The 24,954-nt window shown below is 70.8% G+C and carries 20 protein-coding genes and 1 pseudogene; 11 read left to right on the forward strand and 10 right to left on the reverse strand.

Translation table 11 applies throughout. The features are described from left to right. Nucleotides 1-303: 303 nt before the first annotated feature. From K6T25_RS08205 to K6T25_RS08225, 5 genes and pseudogenes are all read right to left on the reverse strand, one after another. Nucleotides 304-1,971 (reverse strand): histidine kinase N-terminal 7TM domain-containing protein, encoded by a 1,668-nt coding sequence (locus tag K6T25_RS08205; protein WP_225917713.1) that lies wholly within the window; start codon nt 1,969-1,971, stop codon nt 304-306. A 114-nt stretch (nt 1,972-2,085) separates the two neighbouring features. After that, nucleotides 2,086-3,021 (reverse strand): UbiA family prenyltransferase, encoded by a 936-nt coding sequence (locus tag K6T25_RS08210; protein ID WP_222913088.1) that lies wholly within the window; start codon nt 3,019-3,021, stop codon nt 2,086-2,088. A gap of 316 nt (nt 3,022-3,337) precedes the next feature. Then, complete coding sequence (locus K6T25_RS08215) at nt 3,338-3,991, reverse strand: VOC family protein (RefSeq protein ID WP_222913089.1); 654 nt, start codon at nt 3,989-3,991, stop codon at nt 3,338-3,340. 161 nt (nt 3,992-4,152) lie between these two features. Then, a pseudogene (locus K6T25_RS08220) lies at nt 4,153-4,524 on the reverse strand (cupin domain-containing protein); the annotation flags it as partial. Nucleotides 4,525-4,562: 38 nt separating this feature from the next. Continuing rightward, the gene (locus K6T25_RS08225) at nt 4,563-5,171 is read right to left on the reverse strand and encodes a metal-dependent hydrolase (RefSeq protein ID WP_321170886.1); all 609 of its coding nucleotides are present in this window, start codon (nt 5,169-5,171) and stop codon (nt 4,563-4,565) included. Between the two features lie 131 nt (nt 5,172-5,302). On the opposite strand from K6T25_RS08225, the gene K6T25_RS08230 reads away from it, so the two are divergent. Both K6T25_RS08230 and K6T25_RS08235 read left to right on the forward strand, forming a co-directional pair. Beyond that, nucleotides 5,303-5,959 carry a potassium channel family protein gene (locus K6T25_RS08230; protein WP_222913093.1) on the forward strand — a complete coding sequence of 219 codons (657 nt, stop codon included), beginning with the start codon at nt 5,303-5,305 and terminating at the stop codon, nt 5,957-5,959. Nucleotides 5,960-6,346: 387 nt separating this feature from the next. After that, on the forward strand, nt 6,347-7,228 hold the full coding sequence (locus tag K6T25_RS08235; RefSeq protein ID WP_222913095.1) for a dihydrodipicolinate synthase family protein: 882 nt from the start codon (nt 6,347-6,349) through the stop codon (nt 7,226-7,228). 17 nt (nt 7,229-7,245) lie between these two features. Here K6T25_RS08235 and K6T25_RS08240 read toward each other — a convergent pair whose 3' ends face one another. After that, complete coding sequence (locus K6T25_RS08240) at nt 7,246-8,022, reverse strand: TOBE domain-containing protein (RefSeq protein ID WP_222913097.1); 777 nt, start codon at nt 8,020-8,022, stop codon at nt 7,246-7,248. A gap of 168 nt (nt 8,023-8,190) precedes the next feature. Between K6T25_RS08240 and K6T25_RS08245 the strand changes: the two genes are divergently transcribed. The 5 genes from K6T25_RS08245 (at nt 8,191) to K6T25_RS08265 (ending at nt 13,238) form a co-directional block, all read left to right on the forward strand. Then, complete coding sequence (locus K6T25_RS08245; protein WP_222913099.1) at nt 8,191-9,306, forward strand: substrate-binding domain-containing protein; 1,116 nt, start codon at nt 8,191-8,193, stop codon at nt 9,304-9,306. 51 nt (nt 9,307-9,357) lie between these two features. After that, complete coding sequence (locus tag K6T25_RS08250; RefSeq protein ID WP_222913100.1) at nt 9,358-10,338, forward strand: ABC transporter permease; 981 nt, start codon at nt 9,358-9,360, stop codon at nt 10,336-10,338. Continuing rightward, complete coding sequence (locus K6T25_RS08255) at nt 10,338-11,384, forward strand: ABC transporter ATP-binding protein (protein ID WP_222913102.1); 1,047 nt, start codon at nt 10,338-10,340, stop codon at nt 11,382-11,384. The genes K6T25_RS08250 and K6T25_RS08255 overlap by 1 nt, the downstream gene beginning before the upstream one ends. 84 nt (nt 11,385-11,468) lie before the next feature. Next, nucleotides 11,469-12,569, forward strand: coding sequence for a putative sulfate/molybdate transporter (locus tag K6T25_RS08260; protein WP_222913104.1), 1,101 nt, complete (start codon nt 11,469-11,471; stop codon nt 12,567-12,569). A 45-nt stretch (nt 12,570-12,614) separates the two neighbouring features. Beyond that, nucleotides 12,615-13,238 carry a DUF7384 family protein gene (locus K6T25_RS08265; RefSeq protein WP_222913106.1) on the forward strand — a complete coding sequence of 208 codons (624 nt, stop codon included), beginning with the start codon at nt 12,615-12,617 and terminating at the stop codon, nt 13,236-13,238. A 63-nt stretch (nt 13,239-13,301) separates the two neighbouring features. Here the strand turns inward: K6T25_RS08265 and K6T25_RS08270 are convergent, their stop codons facing one another. Next, nucleotides 13,302-14,225 (reverse strand): acyltransferase, encoded by a 924-nt coding sequence (locus K6T25_RS08270; protein ID WP_222913107.1) that lies wholly within the window; start codon nt 14,223-14,225, stop codon nt 13,302-13,304. Nucleotides 14,226-14,339: 114 nt separating this feature from the next. Here K6T25_RS08270 and K6T25_RS08275 point away from each other — a divergent pair, with 114 nt between their 5' ends. Further along, a complete protein-coding gene (locus K6T25_RS08275) occupies nt 14,340-15,686 on the forward strand; it encodes a glycoside hydrolase family 68 protein (RefSeq protein ID WP_222913109.1) in 1,347 nt (448 codons plus the stop codon). A 33-nt stretch (nt 15,687-15,719) separates the two neighbouring features. Here the strand turns inward: K6T25_RS08275 and K6T25_RS08280 are convergent, their stop codons facing one another. Next, entirely contained in the window at nt 15,720-18,128 is a 2,409-nt protein-coding gene (locus tag K6T25_RS08280; protein ID WP_222913111.1) for a GH32 C-terminal domain-containing protein, read from the reverse strand. A gap of 163 nt (nt 18,129-18,291) precedes the next feature. Here K6T25_RS08280 and K6T25_RS08285 point away from each other — a divergent pair, with 163 nt between their 5' ends. After that, a complete protein-coding gene (locus K6T25_RS08285; protein ID WP_222913113.1) occupies nt 18,292-19,356 on the forward strand; it encodes an aldo/keto reductase in 1,065 nt (354 codons plus the stop codon). 10 nt (nt 19,357-19,366) lie between these two features. Next, nucleotides 19,367-19,561, forward strand: a complete 195-nt coding sequence (locus tag K6T25_RS08290) for a hypothetical protein (protein ID WP_222913115.1) — start codon at nt 19,367-19,369, stop codon at nt 19,559-19,561. 130 nt (nt 19,562-19,691) lie between these two features. Here the strand turns inward: K6T25_RS08290 and K6T25_RS08295 are convergent, their stop codons facing one another. Together K6T25_RS08295 and K6T25_RS08300 are read right to left on the reverse strand one after the other, a co-directional pair. Further along, a complete protein-coding gene (locus tag K6T25_RS08295) occupies nt 19,692-21,350 on the reverse strand; it encodes a sensor histidine kinase (RefSeq protein ID WP_222913117.1) in 1,659 nt (552 codons plus the stop codon). A 120-nt stretch (nt 21,351-21,470) separates the two neighbouring features. After that, the gene (locus tag K6T25_RS08300; RefSeq protein WP_222913119.1) at nt 21,471-22,994 is read right to left on the reverse strand and encodes a heme-binding protein; all 1,524 of its coding nucleotides are present in this window, start codon (nt 22,992-22,994) and stop codon (nt 21,471-21,473) included. Nucleotides 22,995-23,153: 159 nt separating this feature from the next. Between K6T25_RS08300 and K6T25_RS08305 the strand changes: the two genes are divergently transcribed. Then, nucleotides 23,154-24,944, forward strand: a complete 1,791-nt coding sequence (locus K6T25_RS08305) for a site-2 protease family protein (protein WP_222913121.1) — start codon at nt 23,154-23,156, stop codon at nt 24,942-24,944. The last annotated feature ends 10 nt before the right edge of the window (nt 24,945-24,954 follow it).

Here is a 24,954-nt window from a genome sequence, read left to right on the forward strand (position 1 = left end):
GGCGATGGCGAATTTCAGCCGGGGGTTGTCATGTGACGGTCGGAACGCTCAAATCCGAATATCCGCGCCACGATTGTCCTTTTCCGATGTCCACAGACGGCATACGGGGCCGAATACCCAATCTCTTTATAAGTAGCGTTGGTAATACAGAGATAAGAAACGCGCAAAGTGGATGTTTGCAGCAAATGTAGCCCTTTTGAGAGCCGAAGGACTCCTCAGTAAAGCAAGTCCTTGGTAACGACGAGACCCCGAGTTCAATTCCCGGCCTCGGCTTTCGGCGTTTTCACGTCGCCAGCGACGCCCTCACTTCCTTTCCGGCACGATCTGCGGGACACCCACCGTCACCACGGTGCCGCCGCCCTCGCGGTCGTCGATCGTCAAGTCGCCGTCAACCATCTCGGTTCCCCAGGCGATGAGCCACAGGCCGAGGCCGCTGCCGTGGTCCAGCGGCGTCTCGTTCCCCCGCTCGAGGGCGGCCCGTTCGTGGTCGCTGATTCCCGGGCCGTTGTCGGCGACCCTGATCTCGACTGCCTCCTCGGTACAGGTCGCCCGCACGCCAACCCACGGGTCGGCCGCGTCGTTGTGTTCGGCGGCGTTCTCGACGACGTTCTTCACGACCGAGCTGAGTACCGGAGAGATCGCGATCTCCGCGCCGTCCGCGCAGCCGCCGCTCCGGTCGAACTCGAGGTCGATCTCGACGGACGGGTGGTCCTCGCGGACCGCTTCGATGCATTCCCGGATCACCGCCCTCAGCGTCAGCGACCGCTCGGACTGGCGGCCCCGCTCGAAGATGTCGATCACGTCGCGCGCCTTGTCGCTGATCGCCTCGATCCGCATCGCGCCCTCCTTCACCGCCTCGACGTGCCCGCCCTCGGCGTCGATGAGGTCCGCGTTCCCGTAGATGAGGTTCGTCTCCGTGCGGATGTTGTGCCTGAGCACGCGGTTGAGCACCTCGAGGCGCTGCTGGCGCCGGAGGTGGTCGCTCACGTCGTGAAAGGAGACGACGCCGCCCAGCGAGCGGCCGTGGAAGTCCGCGACCGCCGTCACCGTCGCGTCGTACTGTCGGCTCTGGAGCCCCTCGCCGAGCGTGAGGTGGCGGGAGGCGCGTCCCTCCTCCGGCAGGTGTTCGTACCGGGGGATCACCTCGGCCGCCGGGCTCCCCAGCGCGTCTCGCGGGTCGACGCCGAGGATCTCCGCGGCCTGTTCGTTCATGTCGACGACGTAGTCGTGTCGGTCGACGACGACGGCGCCCTCGCGCATGCGCTCGAACACCAGCTGTCGCGCGCGGTGGTTCGCCGAGGGGCTCGTCCCGAGCAGGCGAAACCGCGTGATTGCGCCGAGGTACGCGACCCCCGACACCGCGAAGAACACCGGCGTCGGGTCGAGGCTCGGAACCGGGACGGCGCCGGCGAGAAACAACACGTTGCTCGCCCACGGAGCGAGCGTCCCGACGAGCAGCCCGAGGCTCTGGCCGCGGAACGGGACCGAGTCGCTGCGGACCAGCCCCAGTAGGGGGATCGACCCGAGCAGTCCGAGCAGGTAGGTGTAGCCGGTGACGACCCAGTACCAGGGGCCGCCGACGCGGCGGAGCACCGTTCGACCGGCCTCGGTGACGAGTTCCGTGTCGAGATACAGCAGATCGTGGTACGGGTCGGTCGCCGCGAGCGCCACCGTAACGACCGGGACGACCGACAACAGCGCCACGTACCGCGGACGGACGTAGTGATCGCGTCCCGTGTACTCCAGCGCGAACAGGAGCCACGCGACCGGGATCACCACGACGCCCAGCCACTGGATATCGGAGTAGAGCACCTTCCGCGCGAAGGTCCCGGCGCGGTGTTCGAGGACGAAGAACACCGACCACCACACCTGCCCGGCCAGCATGGCCGTCAACGGGACCGCGCCGGGTTCCCGTCGCTCGCGCCACGCGAGGAGCGCGGCGGTCGTTCCCACGACGACCGTGAGCAGCATTACCGCCGTCAGCGTTCCGGGCGGAAGCACGTACCCTCCTGCTGTGGGGAGGAGCGTAATAAGTTCCGCCGTCGCACACCGCGAGACGATCCGACAGATCGGGCGAGGCCCCGCTCACACCAGCAGCAGCGACCCGATCAGCGCGGTCGCGACGACGAGGTACTCACACTCCGATGCCAGCGCGAGCGCGTCGTCGTCAACGCGACCGAGCAGCCCCGTGACGACCAGCGAGTACGCCAGTCCGACGCCGAGCGCGACCGCGAATTCGACCCGCAGCGCGCCGCCGGAGACCGCCCCAGCGACGAGTCCGACGGTGAGCAGGTCGACGCCGTACAGCGCCCGCCGCGTCGCCGGGACGCCGAACGCGACCGGCAGCGTCGCCACGTCGATCGCGCGGTCGGCCTCGACGTCGCCGACGTTCGGGATCTCGGTGTCCACGAACGACCGAAGCAGGAAGTACGCGAACACGACCGCCGTCGCCGGGGTAACCGCCGCGTCGGTGAACGCGACCGGGAGCGCGGTCAGCGTCGTCGCCCACGCGAGCGCGACGACGAGGGAGTTGACGACGAGCACCTGCTTCAACCGGCGGAGCGTCGGGGCGACGCTCGGAACCCAGTCGGCGGCGTACGCCACCCAGAACGCCCCGGGAAGCAGCGTCACGGCCAGCGCGACCGGACCGCCGAGCACGGAGATCGCGACCGCGAGGCCGTACGCCGCCGACGCGAACACGTACAGTGCGCCGCGGTGCCGCCGGACGAACGCCGACCGATCGGGATCGGAAACGGCGTCCGTGTCCACGTCGGCGAGCCGGTCGTTCGTGTACACCGCGAACGTCACGAGCCCGACGACCACGGGCGCCGGGTTCGGCGGCAGCGACAGCAACACCATGGCGATCGCGACCTCGGCCATCGCGATCGCCGCCAGATACGCGGAACTGTACACGAGCGCGTTCCCGGCGCGCTCCCCCTGCGTCGTTAGCAGCTCGACTATCCGACTCGTTCGCCCGGTCGTACCGTACTCGTCCGACGCGCGGTTCGATTCGTGGGGCATGTGTGGTGGACCGACCGACGGCGACCCGCCGACGTGCCCTGGCGGTACCACCTCCACCAATTCTATAAATATTCTGTCCAACGTGATACTGATTTGACCGGATTTGCGCTGTATGAAATCGATCGCGATACCCACGGCTGGTACGTCGTTCGTCAACGGGGCCGACTCGGCTGCGGTCGCGGACGGGACGGCGATCCGCGGCGAGTCGCGCCGGCGGTGGCGGGTCGATCAAGCCGGTCGACCCGCGTCGGCTGGGGCGAGGAGGCGGGTGTGGTGATCCCGCGGCGGATCTCCGGGCCGGAGCGTCGAGAGGTCGCTACCTCTCGATCCCGGTTCCCGTCGCGGCGTCGGGGACCTCGTTTTTCACCACGTCGATTCCGAGCTCCTCGATGGCGGCCTCCATGTGTTCGTCGTCGACGTAGCTCGCGCCGGCGGCGACGCGCTTCGACTGCGCGAGCGCCATCACCTCGCCGCGGCGGTCCTCGGGCAGTTCGTACTTGTCGACGACGAGCTCGATGGTGAGGCCGTTGTGGTCGCGGGTGTACAGCGAGTGGAACGCGCCGCGGTCGAACTCGCTGTAGCGGTGGCCGTGTTCCGAGAGGGCCGCCTTGATCTCGGGCAGTTCCGCCGCCTCGATCGAGAACGCGAGGTGGTGGACCGCGCCGACGCCGGGGCGCTGGCCGGGGGCGTTCTCGCGGTCCTCCTCGACGAAGAACGTGATGATGCGTCCGTCGCCGCTGTCGAAGAACAGATGCGTCACCTCCGGCGCGTCGAGGTTCGGCTGGCGCATCACCAGCGGCATTCCGAGCACGTCGCGGTAGAACCTCACCGTCTCCTCCTCGTTGCTCCCGATGAGCGTGATGTGGTCAGTTCCGGTCGTCCGCAGCACGCTGTCGTCGGGGCGCTCGGCCGTCACCGGAATGTCCGACTGGTCCGCAGGTACCTCGGTGTCGCGGTCGTCTGTTGCCATACCAGTGGTACGGTCGCCGGCCACTTAGCCGATCGCTGACATCGGTGTTACCGGGTCGTCCGGGGGTCGTCGCTTTCGATGCCGTCTTTCCCCTCGATGCTGTCTTCGCACTCGACACTGACTCCTCCCCCCACGCCGATCCGGCCTCGGCTCACGCCCGATTCCAGTTCCGTCACGGCGTTCGTTCGGTCGTCGCCCGTATCCCCGGCGTCGCCGGTGTTCTCGGTGCCGGACGGCTCGAACAGCGCCACCTCGGCCTCCTCGTGCGCGACGGGCCGGTGCTCGACGCCCGCGGGGACGACGAGCAGCTCGCCGGCCGACAGCGTCTCCGTCGGGGCGTCGCGGAACTCGATGGCCAGCGGGCCGCCCTCGATCACCCAGAACAACTCGTCGGCGTCGGGGTGGCTGTGCCACACGAACTCGCCGTCGAGGCGGGCGAGCTTCAGCGCCTGTCCGTTCAACTCGGCGGCGAGGTGCGGCGACCACGGCTCCTCGACGGAGCCGAAGCCGTCCGCGAGGGATACCTTCTCCATGCCCGCCCCTCGATGCCGACCGAACAAAAGCCGTCGGCCTACCGCAGGTCCTCGATGACCGTCTCCGGAATCGCCGCGAGCACGGCGGCGGGCGCGGCCGCGACGAGGCGCTCGCCGGCGTCGACGAGCGACCGGCGCACGAGCGTGTATCCGGCGGAGACGATCACGAGGGCGGCCACCGTCGACTGGGACACCCCGTCAAGCATCGCCAGCGACGGAAGCGCGAGCGCGATCCCGACGAGGAGATCCTCCGGGGCGCCGTCGTAGCGGATCAACCGGCGCGGGGGATGCCACCGCCCGCGGAGGTGCTCGTACACCGCCCGGTCTCCCGTCGCCTCCCACGGGCGAAGCGTGAGGTCTCCCCCGAGGACGTCCGAGACGGCGTGGACCGCGGCCGCGACGAGGAAGGCCGCGAGCGACAGCGTCGCCGGCGACGGGGCGACCGCGGCGGCGACGACCGCGAGCACGGCGGCGATGCTGCCGTACCCCGGAAAATGTAGATCCTTCCGGTGGGCGCCCGCCAAATCGAGGTCGGGCGCGAGCCCGCCCAGCGCTCCCGCGAGAACGACCGGCCCGGCCTCCGGCACGAGCGCCAGCGTCCCGAGCCCGACGAGCACGCCCGCGAGGACGTGGGTCGTCGCCATCATAGCCACACGCAGGCGGCGGAGACGCAAAAGCAGGCTGTGTCCCGTGCTAGCGCGGTGGGAGCCACGGACGAGCAGCGTCCCGGGTCCGCGTCGGCGACAGCGCTATGTGGCATGACGTAGCATACCACGACATGGACATTCTCATCGTGGGCTACGGCCGGGTCGGCGCCCGCACCGCGCGGGTGCTCGACGAGGAGGGACACGACGTGACCGTCGTCGACAACGATCAGACCAAAGTCGAGCGCGCGCGGGCCCGCGAGCTCCGGGTCGTCGAGGGGGACGGCTCGAATCCGGCGGTGCTCACCGAGGCCGGCGTCGCAGACGCCGACGGGCTCGGCGCGATCACCGGCGATCCGAAACTGAACTTCGAGATCTGTATGGAGGCGACGGAGCTGAGCGACTGTCGGACGGTGATGCGCGTCTCCGATGACTTCCACGAGGAGATCTACGACGAGTTCGAGCGTGCCGTCGACGAGATCGTCTACCCGGAGCGCCTCGGCGCCGCGGGCGCGAAGACTGCCATGCTCGGCGGCAACTTCAACGCCATCAGCGACCTCACCGAGCAGCTTCAACTCGTGACCATCGCGGTCGAGGACGACTCCCCAGTGATCGGTGGGCACGTCAACGACCTCTCCGTCGACGGTGGACGGGTGTACGCTCACGGCCGCGCCAGAGAACCGCTCACGATCCCGTTGCCGGGAACCACCGTCGAGGCCGGCGACCGACTCGCCGTGCTCGCCGAGACGGAGCGCGTCGTCGACGTACGCGCGGCGCTGCTCGGAGCGTGACCTGCGACGCGGCCGCCGCTCCCGAAGCGACCGTGGACGCCGGCTCGGCGACCGGCGGACCCAACGTGGGGAAAGAGGCAGGGCGAGGCCCTGGCAGGCGGGAGTCGGGGGTCCACGCGCCTGCGACGCGGATACGGGGCGAGCGTGTGAGGCGCTCGAATCGGACACACCGTCGCGATCCGAGTCGCGCTCGGCGATCGAGGACCGACGGACGGTCTCGCGCCCGTTCGCCGGGTCCGACTCCCTCCGTATAAAGCCACGTCAGACGGAAACGGGTCCGTCAGACGCCCGTTCGACTCGATTTCGGCGGATCCGCCGTGCTCGTCGATCGCACCCGTGCCCCGATCGACGGGAACGCTCTTGACGCGGGCTGTCGAGCCACCCCGTATGCACGGAACCGGACCGCCGCTGGTCACGCCGTTCGACGCCGACGGAGATCTCGACGAGACTGCCCTGCGCGAGCTCGTCGGCTGGGTCGAAGCCCGCGGGGTCGACTTCCTCGTCCCGTGTGGGTCGAACAGCGAGGCCGAACTCATGACCGCCGCGGAGCGCGCCCGCACGATCGAGGTCGTCGCCGACGAGGCCTCGGTCCCGGTGCTGGCCGGCACGGGTAGCCCCGGAAAGCGGGAGACGCTGGCGGCGACCGAGTCCGCCGCCGCCGCCGGCGCCGACGCCGCGCTCGTCGTGACGCCGTTCTACTACGGCCACGATCAGGGGACGCTGGAGACGTACTACCGCGAGGTCGCCGACGAGTCGCCGGCCCCGGTGTACCTCTACTCGGTCCCCGTGTTCACCGACGCGAGCCTGGAACCGGAGACGGTCGGCCGGCTCGCCTCCCATTCGAACGTCGCGGGCATGAAGGACTCCTCGGGCGACGTCGCGACGTTCCAGCGGATCCGCGAGCGCACCGCGGACGCGGACTTCGAGCTCATGGTCGGCTCCGGGGGCGTGCTCGGGCAGGCGCTCGCGGCCGGCGGAACCGGCGGCGTGCTCGCGCTCGCCAACATCGCGCCGGAGGCGACGACCGCGATCTACGAGGCCCACGAGGCCGGCGACACCGAGCGCGCGCGCGAACTCACCGCCGCATGCGTCGACCTCAACCACGCGATCACCGCCGAGTACGGTATCCCAGGGCTGAAGTACGCGATGCGCCAGCGGGGGGCGCCGGCGGGGCACGCCCGCTCGCCCCACCGTCCGGTCGACGAGGACGCGCGGGCGGCGCTCGACGACCGTCTCGGCGAGTTCGAGGAACTGCGCGCCGACCTCTGAGAGTCGTTTCGACCCCGCTACGGTTCCCGCCCGTCCGCGTCGACGGCGGCGTCCGCGCGGGTCGCCCGCGTCGCCGTCGCCTTGAACGACGCGACCACCTCGCCGCCCTCGCGCAGGCCGAGCCGGTCGGCGCTGTCCACCGTCACCAGCGCCGCGAGGGGATCCTCGGCGCCAACGTCGACCCGGACCTCGACGACGGCGTCCCCGCGGTCGACCGCGCTGGCGACCCCCGGGAACCGGTTTCTCGCGCTCGTCGCGTCCGCCGAAGGCGTCTCGTCGGGGTCGTGCAGCGTCACGGCGTCGGCGCGGACGCTCACCTGCAGGCGGTCCCCCGCAACCGGGTCCGGGTCGCCGACCGCGAGCGCCCGCAGCGACCCGGCGTCGGTGTCGACGACCGCGAGTTCGCCGTCCCGCTCCGCGATGATTCCCTCGAATACGGACTCGGCGGCACCGGCCGTTCCCGCGAGGGCAGCGGTGAGGCGGTCGAACCGCGCGAGCAGCGCCCGCGCCCCCGGCGTCAACCTGCTCCCCCCGCCGTCGGCGCCGCCACGGCGCCGCGCGACGAGGGCGCCGAAGGCGTCCTCCAGCGTCTCCAGCCGCGAGAGCGCCCGCGCTCGGGAGCGACCCAGATCCGCCGCGGCCCCGCTGACGGACCCCGTGGCAGCGATCGCCCGCAACAGCGCGGCGTCGCGCCCGTCGAACGTCGCGTCGTCGGCGACGAGGCTCGCGTCGAACTCCGCCGCGCCGCCGTCGCCGGCGGCCCCGTCCCCATCGCTCCCGTCGTTCGCTCGCATCGCCGGTGGCTTCGGCGACCCGGCTGAAAACCGTTGCGCGCGGCGGCGCGCTCGCGAACCACGCTGGCGGCGCACTACGAAACCGAAACCGGGTCCGCAGTACCGGTTGGGCCCCTCGAAGTAACTGGTACCAACAACTATTTGTGGCCTCTGCCGATCGTTGTATCTATGCCGAAACAACGCGGCGGTCGGAACGGGCCGACGGGCAGGCGATCGTTCCTGACGGCGGCGGGTTCGACCGCGGCGTCGCTCGGCCTCGCGGGCTGTCTGGCCGGCGCTAACGGCGATGGCTCCGGGGGGTCGACCGGCACGTTCGCCTCGGACGGCATGGACACCGAGGGCGACGACGCCACGATCGGGTCCTCGGGGATGGGGTTGGAGGACTCCATGACGATCTTCCACGCGGGCTCGCTTGCGCCGCCGTTCTCGGAGGCCGAGCCATTGTTCGAGGAGGAGTACGGCGTCGACGTGACCCGCGAGGCGCAGGGGTCGGTCGCCTCCGCCCAGAAGATCACCCAGCAGGGTCGCTCGGCCGACGTGCTCGGCGTCTCCGACTTCCGGCTCATCCGCGATCGCGTGCTCCCCGAGTTCGGCGACTGGTACGCCATCTTCACGACGAACTCGATGTCGATCCAGTACCGCGAGGACTCCCCCGGCGCCGACGAGATATCGCAGGACAACTGGTGGGAGATCCTGACGCGCGACGGGATCACCATCGGCCACTCCGATCCGGCGGTCGACCCCGGGGGCTACCGCGCGGTGATGACCCAGCAGCTCGGCGCCGAGGCGTTCGAGGGCCAGCGGCTGTACGACGACGCCACCTACCGGCAGCTGCGCGAGAACTCGGTCGTCCCGACGGGCACCGAGACGAACCTGGAGGGCCAACTGAAGTCCGGGGAACTGGATTACGTGTTCTACTACCAGTCGATCTCCGCGAGTTCGGGGCTGCCGTACGTCGACCTCCAGCCGGAGGTCGACCTCTCGCGGGCGACGGGCGCGTACGCCGAGCACTACGCGAAGGCGGAGGTGGAGACCGATTCGGGGACGTTCACCGGCGCGCCCATCGCCTACGGGATCACGGTACCGAACGTCGCCGAATCCCCGAACGCGGGCGCGAAGTGGGTCGAGTACTTCGCGACCGACCCCGGACGGGCTGTCCTCGAAGAGCTGGGACTCGTCCCCGTCGACCCGATCGTCGTCCCCGCCGCCAGCGAGGACGCCGTTCCGGAGAACGTCATGTCGGTCGCGAGCGCCCAGGAGACGCTCGGTCCGCTGGAGCTGTAACGCGGGCGTCGACGGAAGATAGTTCAATGACTCCCACCGAGAGCCTCTGTAATGGCGTCGGGTACTGAGACCGGACCCCGGCCGAAACGCCTCGGCCGCGCGCCGGTGGTCGTCGCGTTCGCGGCCGTGCAACTGACGGCGTTCGCGGCCGCGTACGTGTCGGGGAGCCCGACGTTGTACGCGTACTTCGTCGTCGGCAGCGTCGCAGTCGTCGCGTACGCGCTCGACGGGAGCGCGTTCGTCGTCGGCGCCGCAACGCTCGGGAGCGTCCTGCTCGTCGCGCTCGGACTCCCGCTGGCGCTGTTCGTCGCCCGCCAGCAACCGGGACTGATCGCCGAGAAGGCGCTTGACCCGGACGTCCACCGCGTGCTGTACTTGGGCGTGTACGGCCCGCTGCTGGCGGCGAGCGTGAGCCTCCTGTTCGGCGTCCCGCTCGCGCGCCTGCTCGCGGACGGCTTCCCCGGGCAGGCGGTCGTCGAGAGCCTCGTCGACCTCCCGCTGGTCGTCCCGCACTCGGTCGCGGGGATCGTCATCCTGTTCGGCTTCGGCGAGGGCGGCGCCTTCCCGTCGGTGTCGGTGCTCGGCACGATGACGGGCATGGTGCTGGCGATGGCGTTCGTCTCGGCGCCGTACGCGGTCAACGCCGCCCGCGAGGCGTTCGAGTCGATCGACGACCGATTGGAGTACGCCTCGCGGATACACGGCGCCTCCCGGTTCCAGACGTTTCGGCGCGTCACCGCGCCGCTCGCGGTCCGCGGGATGGTTACCGGCGGCGTGCTCGCGTGGGCGCGGGCCGTCTCCGAGTTCGGGGCGGTCGCGGTCGTCGCCTACACCGTCGAGTTCTTCTACCTCCCGGCGGGGGGGTCCGTCCGCGCCCAGCACGCCCCCGTGTTCGTGTACAACACGTACCTTCAGGGCGGACTGGAGGAGAGCGGCGCGGTCGCGTTCCTCCTGCTGGCGGTGTCGGCGGTCGTCTTCCTCATCGTGCGATATCTGACCGGCGACACCACGACCACCGGGGGTGTCGTCTGATGGCGCTGTCGGCCGACATCGCCGCCACGTTCACCGCGGACGGCGCCGACGCGTTCGTCGTCGACGCCGCCGTCGAGGTCGAGCGCGGCGAGAGCCTCGTCGTGCTCGGCCCCAGCGGGAGCGGGAAGACCCTCCTACTGGAGACGATTGCGGGCTTTCACGAGCACGAGGGAACGATCTCGCTCGACGGCGAGGCGATCCACGACCGGGACCCGGAGGACCGCGGCTTCGGCTTCGTCTTCCAGGACTACGCGCTGTTCCCGCACCTCACCGTCGCCGAGAACGCCGCGTACGGTACTCGCTATCGCGACGACCACGGCGACCCGGACGCGCTCCTCGCCGAGCTGGGGGTCGCCGACCTCGCCGACCGCTCCCCGCCGACGCTGTCGGGCGGGGAGAAACAGCGCGTCGCGCTGGCGCGCTCGCTCGCGGTCCACCCGGACGTGATGCTGCTGGACGAACCGCTCGCGGCCCTCGACGTGCCGACGCGACAGACGCTGCGTGACGACCTCGCCGCGGTCCTCGACGACGTGACGGCGGTGTACGTCACCCACAACCGGACGACCGCTCGCGCAGTCGCCGATCGGATCGCCGTGATGCGCGACGGTCGGATCGTCCAGACCGGGACGCCGGAGGACGTGTTCGAGCGTCCCGCCTCCCCGATGGTCGCGGCGTTCACCGGGTCGAACGTCGTCGCCGCCGACGCCCTTCGCGGCGCCGTCGACCTGCCGGCCGACGCCGTGACGGCGGCCGTCCGACCGGAACACGTCGCGCTCGCGGACGCCGCCGCCGCCGACGGCGACCTCCCCGGCGAGGTCGTGCGCGCGGTCCGCGAGGACGCCGCTCACCGCGTCGTCGTCGACCTCGACACAGGTCCCTCCGATGTAGGCTCCTCCGACCCCGAGCCTCCGGTCGGCGCAGTCACCGACGGCGGCGACGCCCGCCTCTCGCTGTTCGTCGCCGACGACCCCCCGGCGCCGGGCGAGCGCGTCCGGCTCTCTGTGTCTCCCGAGCGCGTGACGCTGTACACTGCCGAAACTGAGTAACTGGAAGTAGTTTCTCTCCCCCGCCTGATCGACCGGATCTCGTTTCTGAACACGGTCAAGTACGATCCGACGAATGGGAACTCAGTGGCGTTCTCCGACCGATTCGCGTCGACACGTTCGATTCAAATCGACGCCGGCGAGGTCACCGGAGCGTTAGGAGATTCGGTTACGGTTTTCCCGATAGTCGTCGGTCTGGCGGCGCTGACGCCCGTGTCGTTGGCGCACGCCCTACTGTTCTTCGGCGTCTTCCAAGTCGTCTGGGGCCTGGTTTACGGTCTCCCGCTGTCGGTTGAACCGATGAAGGCGCTGGCGGGGCTGGCGCTGGCGGGCACCGTCTCCGCCGGCGAGTACGTCGCCGCCGGCCTGCTCGCGGGCGTCGTTCTCCTCCTGGCGGCGGCGACCGGCGCGCTCTCGCGGGTCCGGCGGTACGTGAGCGATCCGGTGATCCGCGGCATCCAACTCGCGGTCGCGCTGCTGCTCCTGCGTGCCGGCGTCGACCTCGGCCTCGCGGACCCGACGCTCGCGCTCGCTGCCGCCGGCGTCGCCGGCGTGGTCGCGCTGGCGGGCTACCGGCGGGGCGCCGCCCTCGCGGTGCTCGGGGTCGGACTCGCGCTCGCCGTCGCCGACGCCGGCGTCCCCCCGGCCGAGTTCCCCGCTCTCACGGTCTTCCCGGCCGGTGCGCCCGCGCTCACGGCCGATGCGCTCTCGGCGACGACCGGCCAACTCGCGATGACCGTCGGAAACGCCGCCGTCGCGACGAGCCTCCTCCTGTCGGATCTGTTCGACGCCGACGTGTCCGCCGACCGGCTCTCGGGGAGCATGGGCGCGATGTGTCTCTCGGCGGTCCCGCTGGGCGGGATCCCCATGTGTCACGGCTCCGGAGGCCTCGCAGGCAAGCACGCCTTCGGCGCGCGGACCGGCGGCGCGAACCTCGTGCTCGGCGGTCTGTATCTCGCGGCCGTCCCGTTCGCGGGGGTCGTCGCGGCGTTTCCGATGGCCGTCCTCGGCGTGCTGCTGGTCGTCGTCGCGGTCCACCTCGGACGCCGTGCGGTCGACGTGGACGGCCGGCGTGCGCTCGCGCTGGTCGCGCTCGTCGGCTGCGTCGGCCTCCTGTGGAACGTCGGCGCGGCGTTCCTCCTCGGCATCGGCGTCGATACGGTTCGGCGGCGGCTCGCGGCGACCTGAGTGGGAACGGCTCTGCTTTTTGTCCCGCGGCGCCCCGGGTCCGGTATGGAGACGTGGGGTGCGCTGTTCGAGCAAGCGGAGGCGTTCGATGTCGACGAGGCGGCGATCCGGTCGGCGCTCGCCGATCGACGCGATCGCGAGTTCCACGGCGACGACACCGATGACCGCGCTAGCGACGGGGACGACGACGTCCCGGATCCGGCCGACGCCTCGCCGGCGCGGGTCGTCGCCGACGCGGACGTACTGGCGGCGGACCTCCTCGTCGGCGGCGACGCCCGCGAGGCGCTGGACGGACTGCGCGCGCACTCGTGGACGACGCTCGTCGCCAGCGACGCCCTCCTCGACGACGCCGAGGCCGTGATCGCGTCTCTCGCGGACGCCGCCCTCGTGGCCGACTGGCGCGAGCGGATCGACGAGTGGCGCGAACCGATCGTACAGCCACCCGGCGATCATCCGGCGCTCGCGTCGGCGTTTCGCGGCGGCGCCATGCACGTGCTGTCGTTCGACGACCGGCTCACCGCACCCGGGGCGGGCGCGGGGCTCAACGACCGCTTCCCGGTGAGCGTGCGCGAGCCGCGGGCGTTCGCGGCGCTGTTCGACGCCGAGAAGCTGTATCCGGAAGTGGGGGATGGGGAGTATCCGGGTCCGGATCGGGACCCACGGGCGTGATCGTCGCCCGGGACTGCGGAGGAGAGTGAGGCCGGCGAGGGGTGATGCCGAGGCGGGCCCCGGCTACTCGGCGTCGGGGGCGTCGACCCCGTCCGGCGGCGTGAGGTCGCGCTGGAACTCGTCGAAGACGTCGAGGTCGTCGGGGAGGTCGAACGCGACTCGCCGCTCGTCGGCGCGGTTGGTCAGCTTGTCCTCGACGGGGTCGGCGACGGACTCCCAGCCGGGCTTCACGCGGACGCTCCGGGCGGGGGACCCGACCGCGATGTGGTGATCGGGAACGTCGCCCTGAACCGTGGCTTTCGCGCCGACGACGGCGTTCTTCCCCACGCGGCAGCCCGCCGAGATCATCGAGTCGTAGGTGACACGCGCGTCGTCGTCGACGATCGTGTGGTAGTTGTCGACGTGCGTCTGGTCGACGACGTCGTGGTCGTGGCTGTACACGTGTGCGGAGTCGGAGATGGAGACGCGATCGCCGATGGTGAGCTTCCCGCGGTCGTCGAGGTGGACGTCGTCGTGGACGACGGTGTTGTCGCCGATCTCGATGTTGTGGCCGTAGGTGAACGTGATCCCTTTGAACAGCCGGAGGTCGTCGCCGGCGTCGTCGAACAGGTGGTTCGCGAGCATCTGTCGGAAGCGGAGCGCGAACGCGATGTTGTCGGCCATCGGCGTCGCGTCGAACTGCCGCCACAGCCACTGGAGATGTTTCGAACGGGTGTACCGCTGTTCGTCCTTCTCGGCGTAGTACTCCGACTCCAGCGTCGCGTTACACGGATCGTACCCCTGCAGCCGGGCGCGCTCGGCGGGCGTCACGTCGCCGCCCGCCCGCCACCGCTCGTAGGCGTCGCGGTCGCCGAACAGGTCCACGAGCGTGTCGCGGACGATCTCACAGGCGTCCTCGTCGGACGACAGCCGGTCGTCCACCTGCTCGATGAAGGCGGTCACGCCCTCGTCCGCCTCAGCGGGGAGGGACACGTGGCGCTTGGTCATACCGCCACGATTGGCCGTGACGAGTCATAGGGGTTCGGATATGCGAAGTCGCCGCTGACCCGCCGCGCGCACGGAAGCGACAGCGGTTAGGGTCCGCCTTCCCTGCGACCGATAATGAGCGATCTCGACGGTACGGCGGGCGCCGACACGGGGGCCGACGCCGAGTCGGTCCGGCCCCGGACGCCGGCGTGGACCCGCGAGCAGGCGGGCGGGCTCGCCCGGGTCGACGACGCCGTGAAGCCGGTGATCTACCCGCCCGCGGAGCCGGTCAGCGACGAAGTGTATCTGTGGGACACCTGGCTGTTGCGCGAGCGCGACGGCTCCATCGCCGACGTGGGGGGGTACCGCGTCGCCTTCGCGCTCACCGCGCCGCGGGACCTGCTCCCCGGGAAGCGTCACGACGTGGCGACGATCCGCTGTTTCTACTCCGCCGACGGCGAGTCGTGGGAGTCCGCCGGCCCCGTCTTCGAGGGGAGCGACCCGCTCGGCTCGCGCCAGTGGGCCGGCTGTGCGCTGTGGGACCCGGATGGAACGGGGCCGTCGGACCTGTACTGCTACTACACCGCCGCCGGCGAGGCCGGCGAGGCGGACCTGAGCTACACCCAGCACCTCGCGCTCGCGACCGGCGGCACCCTCGTTGCCGAGGGCGGAGGCCTGCACGTCGAGGGAACGTTCGCTCACGAGTCCCTCCTGCATCCGGACGGCGTCCGGTACGAGACCGAGGAACAGTCGCGCGGGATGATCTACACGTTCCGCGACCCGTGGTTCTTCGAGGACCCCGCGACCGGCGAGCCCCACCTGCTGTTCGAGGCGAACGTCCCCGTCCCGGAGGGCAGCGACGCCTGCGACGGCGACGCGGTCGGCCAGGAGTTCAACGGTGCGGTCGGCATCGCCGACTCCCCGACCGGGGATCCGACCGAGTGGGAGCTTCGAGCCCCCGTGCTCCACTCCACGTGCGTCAACCAGGAACTGGAGCGGCCGCACGTCGTCGTGCGCGACGGCCGCTACTACCTGTTCGTTTCCAGCCACGAGCACACGTTCGCGCCGGGAATCGACGGGTTCGACGCGCTGTACGGCTTCGTCGCCGACTCCCTGCACGGCGACTACCGCCCGCTCAACGACACCGGACTCGTGCTCACGAACCCCGCGAACGCGCCGTTCCAGACGTACTCGTGGCTCGCGTTCCCCCACGACGAGGAGCTGCTCGTCACCTCCTTCTTCAACTACTACGACCTGGAGGGCCGCACGCTGGATCAGGTCGCCGAACTGCCGCCCGAGGAGCAGTTCCAGCGCTTCGGGGGCACGCTCTCGCCGACGATCCGGATCGACCTCGACGGCGACCGAACCCGGGTGCTCGGGAAGCTCGCGCACGGCCACATCCCGCTCCCCGGAGAAGCCCTCCCCGACTTGCCCACACGCGACGTGGACGCCGGTCGCGACGGCTACGGTGCCTCGCGGTGACGACGGCGTAGTCGAACCGCGCTCTCGTCTCGCCTACCGCCCGGTCGACGTGGGCCACGTGCCGGCCATCGTCCACGCGTCGATCTCGACCGCCGCGCTCCCGTCGACCGCGAACGCCGACACGCGATCGGCGTCGGCACGGGTCGGGTACACCCGGGTCGTGAGACAGCGGCGCTCGTTCGCGAACAGTTCTAGCGTCGACCCGTCGACGAAGACCCGCAGCGACAGTTCCGCGTCGTCCTCCGCCGTCGGCGACGCGCCGTCCGCGTCGCCGCCAGCGAGCAGGTCGCCGACGGGCATCCCGCGCGGCGCCCGGTTCACGCGCTCGTCGCCGCCGCTGTCGCCGCGGTCGACGGTCACCGTCTCGCCGTCGTAGCGGACCACGGTGCGCTCGGTCGCCGCGGGCGACTCCAGCACCGACAGGCCGACCGCCTCGGCGTCGCCGAGACGGAGCGTGCAGTCGAGTTCGAGCGCGGCGCCGCGGACATCGAGCAGGCGTTCCTCCCCATCGAGCGTGAGGGTCTCCGACAGCGCGTGGTCCTCGCGCGCCGCCGTCAACTCCGGCGCGGGGCGCTGTCGCAGCAGTCCGTCCTCGCCGGTGTCGATCACCCGCGGGACCGACATCGTTCCGGACCAGCCGGCGTCCCACTGGGCGCTCCCGTCGCGCGTCTCGGGGAGCCAGCCCCACGTGAGGTACCGGTCGTGTTCCTCGTCCCACAGCGACTGCGGCGCGTAGAAGTCGCCGTGGTCGAGCAGGCCGGCCTCGCGCACGTCGAACTCCGGCGCGGGGTCGTCACTCCCGGCGGGCGCGTCCGGGCCGCCCAAGTCAGCGTCGCCGAGGTAGTACGCCACGCGGTCGTCGTCGGAGACGTGCAGCAGGCGGGCGTCATCGAAGGTCAGGAGCTCGGGGCACTCCCAGACGGGCGCGCCGCGGGGTCCCTCGCCCGCGTGGAACACGCCGACGTACTCCCACTCGTCGAGGGTGTCGCCGCGGTACAGCAGCGCCGCCCCGTCGCCCTCGTGGGCGTCGTCGTTCCCGGCGGGAGGGTCCTTCTCGCTGTCCGCGCCGGTGTCGCCGACCCCGTCGGCGCCGCCCGCGGCGGCCGCCGTCGCGCCGGTCGACTCGTGACCGCCGGCGACCCCGGAGCCGATCAGGTGATACCAGACGCCGTTCTCGCGCCAGACGTTGTGGTCGCGGAACTCGGCGGCCCAGTCGGCCGTTCCGTACACGTTCTCCCCCTCCGGCGCCGACTCGATCACGGGGTTGCCGGCGTGTTTCTCCCACGAGTCGAGTCCGGGGTCGTCGGCCGTCGCCAGACACGGCAGTTGGTCACGGCCGCGCCCGCCTGTGTACAGCAGGGTGGGAGTCCCGTCGGTGTCGATCACGGTGCAGCCGGACCAGCAGCCGTCGCGGTCGGGACCGTCGGGGTCCGGCGCGAGCGCGACAGGTCGGTCCTCCCAGTGAACGAGGTCGTCGCTGACGGCGTGCCCCCAGTGAATTGCGTTGTGAAACGGTCCGCCGGGGTTGTACTGATAGCAGACGTGATACTCGCCGTCGTGTTTGATCAGTCCGTTCGGGTCGTTGAGCCAGTTCGCCGGCGGGGAGAGGTGGTACGCGGGCCGGTGGCGGTCGTCCGCGAGCCGCTCGCGTAGCGCGGCGAACCCCTCGGCCGTCGACGGCCGTCCGGTGAACGCCGGCAGCGTCCCGCGCCCGAGCGTCGCGAACGCGTTCCGCAGCAGGCGCTCGCGCTCGTACCCGTGGCCGTCGTCCGGGCCGTCGAACCGGAGCGTGCCGCCGAGGCCGATCACCGCACCGCACTCCGCGGCGTCGCGCTCGATGTCGCCCCCGCCGACAGCACCACCGACGCGCCACTCGACCACCGCCTTTTCGGGGTGGATGTCGTGGCCGCCGTGGGTCGCACAGGCGAGCACGTCGCCGTTCGCCGGCAGCAGGTCGTCGTAGCGGGCGTACGCCGCCTCGCCGCCCGGTCCCACGACGGGGATCCGTGGCGGGCCGCCGGCGTCCGGGTCGCCGAACCCCTCGAACAGCGGGTGGTCGCGGTGGATCTCCCGAACGCGGTAGCCGGCCACGTCGTCCGAGTGCGTCGCGCCGGTCGCGTCCGGCGCGATCGAGTCGATCCTGAGCGGCACGACCGCGGGGAGCGCCCGCGCGCTGAGGAGGAGTCCGCCGCCGGACTCGAGGTACGAGCGGACCGCGGGGCCGGCGTCGGCGACGGGGGCGTCGCAGTCGTCGAACGGGGCGTCGCGGTGCCACCACAGCGCATCGAACGCGTCGAGGTCGACCTCGCCGCCGGCGACGGCCGACAGCGACACCGACTCGACGGACGCGGCGACCCGCTCGGCGACCGAGCGCGCGGACCGACGCTCCGCGCTGTGCTCGTCAGCCGCGAGCACCCCAACGTGAACCGGGGCCGTGTGCATGGATCGAGGGATTCACTCGGCGGCGAAAAAGCGTTCGCGTCGCGGGCGCCCGGCGACCGACACTCGGTCGCCGCCGCAGTCGGTACCCGGTCGCTCCCGTCGTCGTCGCCCGAGCGACGCGGCAACCGGGTCGGATAAGTGGCGGCGGCGCCAAACGCGGGGCATGCAGTACCGAGAACTCGGCGACTCGGGCGTCGAAGTGAGCGAGGTGGCCTTCGGTGCGTGGGTCGTCGGCACCGACTGGTGGGGCGACCGCTCGGACGAGGACGCCGTCGACATGGTCCAGCACGCGCTGGACGAGGGCGTCACGTTCTTCGACACCGGCGACGTGTACGGGCACGGCCGGTCCGAGGAGCTCATCGGGGAGGCGCTCGGCGAGTATCGCGACGAGGTCACCGTCGGCACGAAGGTCGGCTACGACTTCTACAACAACGCGCAGGCCGGCCACGGCGAGATCCCCAAGGACCTCTCGCCCGACTACCTCCGGAGCGCGGTCGAACGGAGTCTCGACCGACTCGACATGGAGTACCTCGACGTGCTGTTCCTCCACAACGCGAACGTCGACGAGGTGACCGACGAGGTGCTGGAGGAGCTGTACGCCATGCGCGAGGAGGGCCTGTACGACGCGCTCGGCTGGGCGCTCGGCCCCTCGATCGGCTGGCTCGCCGAGGGCGACCGCGCGGTCGAGCTCGACTTCGACGCGGTCCAGACCGTCTACAACCTCCTCGAGCAGACGCCCGGCCGGCACTTCCTCGACACGGTCCGCGAGGAGGGCGCCGACACGAGCCTCATCGCGCGCGTCCCCCACTCCTCGGGGCTCCTGAACAAGCAGGTCACCCCCGACACCGAACTCGGCAAGGGCGACCACCGCGCGCACCGGCCGCAGGCGTGGTTCGAGACCGGCTGGGAGAAGGTCGAGGCCATCGAGTTCCTCGAACGGAACGGCGAGCGGACGATGGGCCAGGCGTCGATCCAGTACCTCCTCGACGACGAGGAGGTCGCGAGCGTCATCCCCACGTTCCGCTCGGTCGACGACATCGACGAGTGGGCCGCCGCGCCCGACACGCCCCGCCTCAGCGACGAGGAGCGCCGGCGCGTCGACGAGCTGTACGCCGAGAACTTCGGGATCGACCGCGACGACGGCATGAACCCCGAGGACTTCCGCACGTCCGTCGGCGGCGAGGACCTCCGCAACGCCGGCGTGCTCCCGCCGGAGCCCGCCGACTGAGGGCCGCGACGTGACCGACAACCGAACGCGGAAGTACGCGCGCCGGCTCGCCCGCCTCGTCGGCGTCACCACTGTCGTCCACGTCGCGCTCGCGTGGTTCGTCTACCGCGACGCCGCCGACCGCGAGGTCCCCGGCGGCCGGTGGGCCGCGCTTACGCTGCTCGGCGGCCTGTTCGGCCTCGCGGGATATCTCCGTCGCCGGTGAGCCGCGCGCGACGGTCGGCCGCCGGCGGCTGTCGCTCATCGTTCTCGCGCCGCTAACGACCCCTTCACTTCGCCTCGAAACCCGCACACTGCGGGGTGGTATCGCGGGAGCCGTTCACCTTCGCTCCGCGCTACTCGTCGACGACGACCTCGAACCGCGCGCCGCCGGCGTCGGCGTCGGTCACGCGGACGGACCAGCCGTGGGCGCCGGCGATCTCCGCGACGATCGCGAGCCCGAACCCGGTGCCGTCGTCGGCGGTCGTGTGTCCGCGCTCGAACACCGCCTCGCGACGATCCGGCGGGATCCCCGGGCCGTCGTCCGCGACGTAGAACCCCGTCAACGCGTCGCGATCGTCGGCGGTGTGGCTGCCGGCATCGGGACCACCCGCGCGGCGCTCGGCGGCGTCGTATTCTCCGCCGAGACTCCCGACGGTGATGTCGACGTCGTCGCCGGCGTGGTCGACGGCGTTGCGAACGAGATTCTCCAACAGTTCCTGCAGCCGGGACGCGTCGGCGTCGACGTAGCCGACGTCGTCGGCGACCGAGATCGACCCGTCCCCGTCGACCGTCCGCCACACCTCGTTGACGGCCCGCTCCAGCGACACCGGCTCGGTGTCGCCCACGGATCGCCCGGTGCGAGCGAGCGCCAGCAGGTCCTCGATGAGCGCCTCCATCCGCTCGTGGGCGGTTTCCATCCGATCGATGTGCGGGCTGTCGACGTCGTCGGCGAGCAGTTCGAGGCGACCCCGGGCGACGTTGAGCGGATTGCGCAGGTCGTGTGAGACCACGCTCGCGAACTCCTCGAGCCGCTCGTTCTGTCTGGCGAGGTCGCCCTCGCGTCGACGGAGGAGCGCCTCCCGTTCGGCGCGGTCCAGCGCCGCCTCGACCGTGTCCGCGAACAGCCGCGTCAGCGCCACGTCGGTCTCGTCGAATCGACCGGGACGCTCGGATCCCGCGAGGAACACCCCGTGGGCCCCGAGCGGAACGACCAACGCGCTGCGGATCGCCGGCTCGGGCGCCGTGCCGGCGAGGGACAGCCGGGCGTCGTCTCGGTGCGCCAGCTCGCCCGATTCGAACACCTGCCACGCGAGCGAGTCGGCCGACAGCTCCGGCACGTCGCCGAACAGCGCCCGCGCCTCGCCGGTCACGCTCACGGGAACGAGCCGGTTCCCGTCGCTCGACGCGAGATACACCGCGTTCAGCCGGAGGCCGAGCACCTCGTGTGCGGTGTTCGTCGCCGACGCGGCGACGGCGGCGCCGTCGCGTGCTTCCATCAGTTCTCTGGTCGTCTCGTGGAGGCCGTTCAATCGCGACTCGCGTTCGATGGCGTCCAGCGCCACCGCGGCGTGCTGTCCGAGCAGTTCGACCAATTCCAGACACGCGTCGCCGGCCTCCCCGCTTCGTTCGTGTCCGGCTATCAACACGCCGTGATCGGGGATCGGAACCACGATCCCCCTATGTGACGCCGGCTGGCGCTCCGGCACGGCGCCGAGTCGGAGGGGGTCGCCCTGTTCGTACACCCCGTACACCTCGTCGCCGGGGACGTACGTCGGCGGACCGTCCTCGAACCGTTCGCGGACTGGCTCGGGGTACGCCATGGGTACCAACTCCGCTTCGTCGTCGCCGCGGAGGTGCACGCCGGTCAGCGTGTAGCCGAGGACGCGCTCGCTCACGTCGACTACGGTCCGACACAGCGCCGCTCGGCTCGTCGTACTCATGAGATCTCGCGTCGCCGCGTACAGCGATCGAAGTCGCTCGTCGGCGGCGATCGCGGCCTCGTCGGCCGTCATCACCGAACGCTCTCATCAGGATGCGTATAAACCTCGGTCCGCAAGCATCAACTCGGATATTCGGAGGGGGTGATCGGAGCTACGCTGTCGTGCGGTTCTCGGTGGGAACCGGTACCAGTATCACGCCAGGAACACGTGGCGCGGTCGGTCGGCGAGCACGTCCCGGCCCCACGAGACGGTCTCGCGGAAGTCGTCCGACCGGAAGAAGGCCATCGCGTCCTCGCGGGAGGCCCACTGGCTGGCGATGAACATGTCGTTCTCGTCCTCGAGGTTCACCATCAGGTCCGTCTCGTAGTGGCCGTCCATCTCGCCGAGGGTGTCGCCGACGACGTCGAACTTCTCGACGAAGTCCCCGCGGTGTTCGGGCTTGACGGTGTAGAACATCCCCATCGTCCCGAAGCCGGACTCCTCGCCGGCGCGCTCGACGATGCCGGGCAGCTCCGACAGGAAGCCCGCGGCCGTCTCGGCGGCGCTGGCGGTCTCCCAGATGCTCACGACCCCGGCGCGGTCCGTCTCCGTCCCGGTGTAGACGGCCGTCTTCACGTGGGTCCCGTAGTGGTCGAAGTTGCCGCGGAGCCCCTCGACCTCCTCGAAGAGGTCGTCGGTGTCCGCCTCGGAGTAGAGGACGGTCGCGAACACGTCCTCACCGTGGGGCTGTCCGGCGTAGATGTCGAGATCCTCCAGCTCCGACCGAATACTCGCTTCCTCGTCGGCGCTGTCGTCGCCGTCGTCACCGTGGTGGCCGTCGTTGCCTCCTCCGTGGTGGCTGTCTCCACCGTGGTGGTCACCGTCGTCGCCTTCGCCGTGGTGGTGATCCTCCTGACCGTGTGCCCCGTGGTGCGACTCCTCGCCGCCGTGTTCGCTCGTCGGCACCTGCTCGCCGTCGAGATACGCGCCCAGGTCGGTCGGCGGGAAGCGCCGCCCGACGTAGAACGGGCCGAACTCGCCGTACTCGGCCGAGGCCTCGTCGAAGCGCATCTCGTAGACGATGTCCTTGATGTCGGCGGGGTCGCCGCCGAACAGGGTGACGCCCCACTCGTAGTCGTCGAGGCCGACCGAGGAGGCGATCACCTGCTTGATCCTGCCGGCGTACTCGCGGCCGATCTCCCCGTGGGCCGAGAGCAACTCCGCGCGTTCCTCGTACTCGAGGGTGTACCAGTTCTGTTCGGCCTCCCGCTTGCGGCTCATCGGGTAAAAGGAGACGTACTCCGTGTCCGGGATGTCCGGCTTCAGCTTCCCCTCGATGTATCGGCGGATGCCCTCGTCGGTCTCCTCCTCGTCGTCCTCGAAGTAGCTGTCCGAGACGTAGTCGGACACCTCGGTCATCGACACGTACGACGTCGACTGCTCGGTGAAGTCCGCGAGCGCCGTCGACTCGAGGCGGCGCTCGGCGGCCGACAGCGCGTCCAGCGTCGGCCGGAAGTGGACGATCATGAGGTCGGCCTTGTGTCCGAGCACGGAGAACACGGCCGAGGCGCCCTCCTCGGCGTCGACGACCCGCTCGTGTTCCTCGAGGTACGCGACGCCCTCCTCGACGGCCGACTCTCGCTCCCGCTCGGGCGCCGCGCGCCACGCGTTCCAGTCGACGGTCCGGAAGTCGTGCAGCGCGTACCAACCCTCTTCGGTGCGTGGGGGATTCGCCATGCGCGCGCTTCGAGTGGGAGGGGCTTGTGGCTTGCGTCACCGCGGCGCGAACCCGCGGTCGACCTCGCGGGCGTCGCCGGTCGAGCGGGTCACCGACGCGCCGTCGCCGGCCGTGATGAGACCCGAACCCCTTTGGCCGCCGGAGACTTGTCCCCGACAATGAATACGCTCCTGTGGGTCCTCGTGGGAGCCCTCGCGTACTCCGTCGTCCTCATGGCGCTGTACACGAGGGGCTATCTCCCGGACGCGGTGCGCGTCCAGGGGCCGCTGACGACGATCCACACCCAACGCGGTCGCGCGTTCCTCAACTGGCTCTCGGGTCCCACGCGGTTCTGGCGGGCCTGGAGCAACCTCGGCGTCGGCATCGCCGTCGTCGTCATGGTCGCGATGTTCGTGTTCCTCGTGTGGTCGGCGCTCGCAACCCTCCAGAACCCCGTGCAGACGCAGGCGAACGAGCCCTCGAACTTCCTCATCATCCCCGGCCTCAACGACTTCCTCCCGCCGGCGGTGGCAGCCGAGATCGTCCTCGGCCTCCTCATCGCGCTGGTCGTTCACGAGGGCGGTCACGGCCTGCTGTGTCGCGTCGAGGACATCGACATCGACTCGCTGGGCCTCGTGCTCCTCACGATCATTCCCGTCGGCGCGTTCGTCGAACCCGACGAGGAGAGCCAGTCGAACGCCGACCGCGGCGCGCGCAGCCGGATGTTCGCCGCCGGGGTCACGAACAACTTCGCGATCACCGCCGTCGCGTTCGCGCTGCTGTTCGGCCCGGTCATCGCCTCGATCACTCCGGCTGCCGGTCTCGCCGTCGGCGGCGCGTACGCGGGTGCGCCGGCGGCCGACGCCGGTATCGAGGGCGGCGATCGGATCACCGCCGTCGACGGAACCGAGGTCGCGGACTCCGCCGCGTTCCAGTCGGCGCTCTCGGCGACGCAGGACCCGTCCGTCGAGATGACTGTCAACGGCGAGGAGACGGTCACGGTCGACAGGCGCGTCACCGTCGTCGGCGCCGTCGAGGGGAACCCGCTGGGGCTCTCGGTCGACCCCGAGGGCGACGCCGCGCAGATCACCGCCGTCAACGGCACCGAGGTACACACCGTTGCGGCGTTCCGCGAGGTCGCCCGTGAGCACGAGATCGCCCGCGTCTCCACCACCGAGGGCGAGATCACCGCGCCGCTGGGCGCGTACGTCACGAACGTCTCCGCCGACGGACCGCTGGGGTCCCAGACCGATCTCTCCGGCACGCTCACCGTCACCCGGATCGACGGGCAGCGGATCCTCGACTACGACGACCTCGACCGCACGCTCTCGGGCGACGCGTACGACGCCGGCGACACGGTGACGCTGCGGGTGTACGCCGACGGGCAGTTCCGCGATGTAGACGTCGCGCTCGGCGGCACCGACGCCGACCCGCGCGTGGGGGTCGTCGTGACACAGGGCGTCTCCGGCGTCGTCGTCGACGACCTCGGGGTCCAGCGGTACCCCGCCGAGGCGTACCTCGCGCTGTTGGGCGGTGACACCGGTGACCTTCCGCCCGGACTCGGCGGCATCGCCGGTACCCCGCTCGGGTTGGTGTACGCCGCGCTGTTGCTCCCGCTCGCGAGCGCCGTCTCGTCGGCGCTCCCGTACAACTTCGCGGGGTTCTACGGCGAGTTCGCGGGCTTTTACGACGTGACCGGCCCGCTCGCCGCGTTCGGGGAGGGTCCGGTGTTCCTCCTCGCGAACGTGCTGTTCTGGACCGGGTGGATCAACGTCCAACTGGGGATCTTCAACTGCATTCCCGGCTACCCGCTCGACGGCGGGCGCCTCCTTCGGATGGGCGCCGAGGGGCTCGTCTCCCGGCTCCCGGTGTCGAACCGCAACCGACTGGTCACGACGCTTACCACCTCCGTCGGCCTCACCATGCTGGCGGCGCTGCTGGTCGTCGTGTTCGCGCCACAGTTCCTCTGAGCGGGAGAAC

Origin of the sequence: Halobaculum rubrum, from assembly GCF_019880225.1 — an archaeon.
GTDB classification, from domain to species: Archaea; Halobacteriota; Halobacteria; order Halobacteriales; family Haloferacaceae; genus Halobaculum; species Halobaculum rubrum.